Source organism: Paenibacillus ihuae (assembly GCF_001368795.1).
Classification (GTDB): Bacteria; Bacillota; Bacilli; order Paenibacillales; family Paenibacillaceae; genus Paenibacillus_AQ; species Paenibacillus_AQ ihuae.
In genome coordinates, this window is sequence record NZ_LN831198.1 from 2,659,649 (window position 1) to 2,665,234 (window position 5,586).

Annotated in this window: 2 protein-coding genes and 1 pseudogene; all 3 read left to right on the forward strand. The window is 46.5% G+C overall.

The window, feature by feature from the left end:
- A pseudogene (locus AQR02_RS34125) lies at positions 1–968 on the forward strand (HAD-IC family P-type ATPase); the annotation flags it as partial.
- Positions 969–2,579: 1,611 nt separating this feature from the next.
- Positions 2,580–4,538: a heavy metal translocating P-type ATPase gene (locus AQR02_RS12060; protein WP_408637898.1), complete on the forward strand. Its 1,959-nt coding sequence runs from the start codon at positions 2,580–2,582 to the stop codon at positions 4,536–4,538.
- Positions 4,539–4,745: 207 nt separating this feature from the next.
- Positions 4,746–4,925 (forward strand): NAD(P)-binding protein, encoded by a 180-nt coding sequence (locus AQR02_RS35130; protein WP_277467767.1) that lies wholly within the window; start codon positions 4,746–4,748, stop codon positions 4,923–4,925.
- The last annotated feature ends 661 nt before the right edge of the window (positions 4,926–5,586 follow it).

Below are 5,586 nucleotides of genomic sequence, written 5' to 3' on the forward strand. Positions count from 1 at the left end.
ACAGGAATACTGGTCAAGGGCAGCAATTACTTGGAAGCCTTAAACAATGTTAAATATGTTGTATTTGACAAGACAGGAACACTCACTAAGGGAGCATTTAAAGTTACTAGTATTAACCCTGCCGCAGAATTATCCGAAGATGAACTTCTTGAATATGCTGCTTTCGCAGAACTGCATTCTACTCATCCTATCGCTGAATCCATAAAGGTGGCCTATGGTAAGGAGATCAAGGAAGATCAACTGGACGGATATAATGAAATCTCCGGACATGGGATACAAGTAAATGTTCAAGGTAAAGAGGTCTTAGCAGGTAACATCAAGCTGATGAACAAGTACGGCATTGAAGCGCCCAATGAGTCAGGAACGGTTATTCATGTTGCAATTGAAAAAAAATATGCTGGCTTTATTATCATTTCAGATGAAATAAAGGATGATTCCGCAAAGGCCGTACGTTCGTTGAAAGAATTGGGCATTAAGAAAATCGTTATGCTGACAGGGGACGCAAAGGCGGTTGGCGATTCAGTTGGTAAGCAGCTAGGTATAGATGAAGTGCATGCAGAGCTACTTCCACAGCATAAAGTAGAAGAAATTGAGAAGTTAATGCAGAGTAAATCGCCTAAAGAAAAATAATTTTTGTTGGTGACGGTATTAATGATACTCCAGTGTTGGCCCGGGCAGATGTGGGTATAGCGATGGGGGGATTAGGGTCGGATGCAGCTATTGAAGCAGCTGACATCGTCATTATGACAGATGAACCTTCGAAAATCTCGACAGCTATTCGAATTGCTAAGAGAACGCGTCGGATTGTTTGGCAGAATATCATCTTTGCTCTGAGTGTAAAGGCTGTATTCTTAATTTTAGGCGCGTTTGGTATCGCCACTATGTGGGAAGCAGTATTTTCAGATGTCGGCGTGACCATGATTGCGGTCCTGAATGCCATGCGAGTATTAAACGTGAGTAAGTCTTAGTCAATTTGCAAGGTCAAAGTAAAGGACATAGGTAAACAAGGGCAACCTAGAGAGTGTGGATATTGTTCGCAGGGGTAGCAAATGTAGAAGTACACGAGTTAAATAGCTGGATAGAAACATGGAGTGTTCTAAACGCCGACAACGGTTCTTGGAACACTCTTTTCTTTATGCTCAAACTAACTACAAACAGACTGAAAAAGCAACCAAGGATGACAAATATCACATATTTATGACGCATTATTCAGTACATTAAAGCAAAAGGTTGATTATGAGAATCATTATCATTTCGTATGATGAAAGTATTGCTTGTACAGTTCAACAGTAGGGGAGGCTTCGGTTGCAAGGTGGATTTTGGCGAACTGGTTTGGCAGTCATTATGCTAATGATGTGATCATTCCAGGTCAAGTTCATGCAGCGGATGACAATTGCCGCAAACTAGTAGATCAAATATAAGACGCTTTTCAGGAAGCACCGGAGACATACGATAAGGTGACGTCACAGAGACTAAGAATCAGGTCAATAATGTGTATTAATGTCGTTTATTATAACGAAAGGCAAAAAGCGGATCAAGGATTTTGAATAAATTTTGTTCGAATGCTGCAGATTGAATAAGTACAGCCGACTGTCGGATCATAGACAATCGGCTGTTTTCTCATAATATCCATCTGGAAGCAAAATGACCATCACAGTTGATGGTCGTTGTCCATATCATTCCACTATTCTTGTTTTGCCGCTAGTAATGCTCTTTGGTAGGTAAATCGAATCACGTGTTCCGATTCATCGGTAGAACCCCTTAACATAATATCCCTTGCAATGGGGGCGTAAGTGGATAAATACACTTTTTCCACTTGGGCTTGCCCCACAGCCAAGGCGGCCTGGAATTACTGGAGAAGTATAGGTTGGCTGAGCTAGGAACTCAAAGTACCCCTCAGCACTGAAAAACCTAAAACGGCTACTCTGTCCAGTTTAGGACGGTGCAGCCGTTTTGTTCTTGTAGAAAAGGTGTACATCGTCCGAAGGGCGAATTTATTCAGAAACACTGGCAGAAATACCGTTGTGGGAGCGCTGATGGTCTGTTTGTTCTTTATGACCAAAGGGTAGTTCTTCGCAAACCTGCTTCTCTGATGCCTGAGATTTGCCCAGGATGCACACTTGGATACATAACCGCTATTCATCCGTACTCTCCATGGCTTTTGGTACGCACCCTCCCCCTCAGTTATCACCTGTTAGGCATCAAATGATTAGTGTTTGGCGTTAGTGGGATAGGACAAGCCAGAGAAAATTCACAGTTTGTCTTAAGCTTGTAACCGTGAAATCAGCCGTGTCGTTAGCTTTACTTTCCCGGAGAACATGTTATATTAATAGTATAAGTTGCACTAAGGAAATAATTTTGTGCAATGGCAACAACGATTATCATTCTCATTTACCATGCTATCCCGGCTGAGACGGGATAGCATGTGTCATTTTAAGGGCCTTAATAATGGCTCTCATTCTCAGCAGCACATATAACCTCACTGGGGAGGGTGCCAAATATCCCCCACAAACTAATCAGGAGAGTGATTTACAATGCAAGCAAAATTAGAACAAATGCCTAAACAAATGCCTAAACAAATGCCTAAACAAATGCCTAAACAAATGGCGCACCAGGGCAGCGCGCAGCAGCCGCGGGCTCCGAAGCCACGCCGTTTCGATCCGATGGCCATGCTTGGCAATCCTGAAATGCAGGCCGTTCTCGGCAGCGGATTACTTATGCTTATTGCCTGGGTTGTCAGCGGCTGGTCGGAAGTGTTCTCCATCATCCTATATGTCATTTCCTACGCGCTAGGCGGCTGGATCACGGCGAAAGAGGGCGTGGAGACGCTGGTCAAAGAGCATGACCTTGACGTGAACCTACTGATGATTGCCGCCGCACTGGGTGCAGCATCGATCGGCTATTGGAATGAAGGAGCAATGTTGATCTTTATTTTTGCACTGAGTGGAGCGCTGGAAAGCTATACAATGGAACGCAGCAAAAAGGATATTTCATCGCTGATGGCCCTTAAGCCGGCCACCGCTGTCCGCATTGAAAAGGGCATTATGAGCGAGGTTGCGATTGACCTTTTGGCAGTGGGAGACCTGCTGCTTGTGCGTCCCGGCGAGCTGATCCCTGCAGATGGCACAATCTACCAGGGGGAATCAGCTGTCAATCAAGCATCCATCACGGGTGAATCTTTGCCTGTCGAGAAAACGGTCGGCAGTGAAGTGTTTGCCGGAACAATTAATGGTGAAGGCCCGCTTTATATAGAAGTAACCAAGTCTGCGGGGAACACGCTTTTTGCCAAGATCATCAAAATGGTCGAAGAGGCGGAAACTGAAGTGCCGGAGTCGCAGCGGTTCATTAAGCGGCTGGAGTCGATTTATGCCCGGGTAGTGGTAGCCGCTACGGTAGCACTGATTGCTCTGCCTCCGTTCTTGCTGGACTGGAGCTGGAGTGCCACATTCTATAAAGCCATGGTATTTCTTGTCGTGGCATCCCCGTGCGCACTGGTCTCTTCCATTATGCCGGCGATGCTGTCGGCAATATCCAAAAGCGCGCGCAAAGGCATCCTGTTCAAGGGCGGCGTCCATTTGGAGAATATGGCGAAGACCTCAGTGGTTGCTTTTGACAAGACAGGAACGTTGACTGAGGGTATTCCGCAAGTGACTGATTTCATCGCCGGAGAAGGGTATGACCGGAATGAGCTGCTGGCGGTTAGTGCTTCGATTGAGAAATTGTCCCGCCATCCGCTGGCGGAAGCAATTGTCCGCCTGGCTGAGGATGAACACCTTGAGCTGCCAGTTATTCAGGAGAGCAAGTCCGTGACCGGCTGGGGGATTGAAGGGCTGATTGACGGACAGCTATGGAGAATTGGCAAATCCAATCTGCTGGATGAACAGAATAACACCGTAGCTGAGGACGGGGATGAGCAGTGGATTTCGCTGCGTCAACAATTTGAGGGAGAGGGGAAAACTGTATCGCTTATTCTTGCTGGTGAACGTATTGCCGGAATGATTGCACTGCAGGATACGGTGCGTCCGCAGGCGGAAGCAGCGGTGCGTAAGCTGCAGGAGCTGGGCATCAAGGTGGCGATGCTGACCGGCGACCGCGCGGCAACGGCGGAAGTGATTGCCGGGAGAACCGGCGTTGACCTTGTATTTGCAGGTCTTTTGCCCGAGGATAAAGTGACGCATATCAAAGCGCTGCGCGAGCAGTACGGGAATGTGATTATGGTGGGGGATGGCGTGAATGATGCGCCGGCGCTGGCCACGGCAACAGTCGGTATGGGCATGGGTATGAAGGGCAGCGGTGCAGCACTGGAGATTGCCGACGTTGTGCTGATGAATGACAATATTGAAGAGATCGCTTCAACTATTGCATTGGCCCGGCGTTCGCAGCGTATCGTGAAGCAGAATATGGTTTTTGCCGTAACGGTAATAGCGACTATGATTCTCAGCAACTTTATGCAAGGGATTGCTCTTCCTTTTGGTGTCATTAGCCATGAGGGCAGTACGATACTCGTTATCCTCAATGGACTGAGACTTTTACGCTAAAAAAAGCTAAAGCAGCTCATTTCTCAGTCCTTTCGAAAATTTGATTTCTTGAAATTGAATTGTTCACAAAATGAGTGCGATTACAACGTGTCTGGCATATTGACATATTCCCTTGAGATGAGCATAATTAATACTAGATTATAATTATTTTAATTAAGATCCGTAAGAGCTGACGTCTTAACCGTCCATCTCAAGGAGGATATAGTCATGTATAAATCAATTATTATTGGTACCGGACCTGCCGGATTGACTGCAGCCATCTACTTGGCCCGCGCCAATCTGAATCCGCTCGTCATCGAAGGCCACAGCCGGGTGGGCAGCTTACCACTACAACGGAAGTCGAGAATTTCCCTGGCTTTCCCGAAGGTATTATGGGTCCTGACCTGATGGACAATATGCGCAAGCAGGGGAACGTTTTGGCGCCAAGTTTGTTACAGGCTGGGTGAACAGTGTGGAGCTGGGACAACGCCCGTTTAAGGCATGGGCGAGCTGACTACAGATACCCTGATTCTGTCTACAGGCGCAACAGCGAAATACCTACGAGGCTTCCTATCCACCCTAAAAAACATTCCCTTCCAGTGTCCGAAAGTATTCAGTCCGTGTTTAAAGGGAATGTTGCACTTCCCATTTAATTTTTTTCCCTAAGGGGTGCGCTGCACCCCTTATTTTCGTTGACTTTAAGATGGGCACCTGAATAGTTACGTGAAAACAATAAAACAGGTAGACGAATTAATAGAAATAGCACGTGATCGGTTCAATTTACACTGACGACCTCCCTGAGAGCATACGAACCCAGATCCTGAAGCTTGATCGTAGAATGTCTTTTCGAAGGATGATATACTTACACACGCGACGATCTTCTGGGTCAATAACGCTATCGAAACCTCGATGCGCGTCTATGCGAACGCTGACCGTTACCCGTGGACGTCTGATTATGATCGCTGGCCGGTCGTAGAAGCGCCCACCGGGAACTTTTTTTGAGTAGGTTAATTATCGTAATAATCTCATACTTCATACTGTGACCTCTCGGTAAATTACTGAAAGCCAG

Bases quoted from the DNA above. Each gene is read 5' to 3' on its own strand.
- AQR02_RS12060 (WP_408637898.1), top strand. From the start codon at position 2,580: ATGCCTAAACAAATGCCTAAACAAATGGCGCACCAGGGCAGCGCGCAG.
- AQR02_RS35130 (WP_277467767.1), top strand. From the start codon at position 4,746: ATGTATAAATCAATTATTATTGGTACCGGACCTGCCGGATTGACTGCA.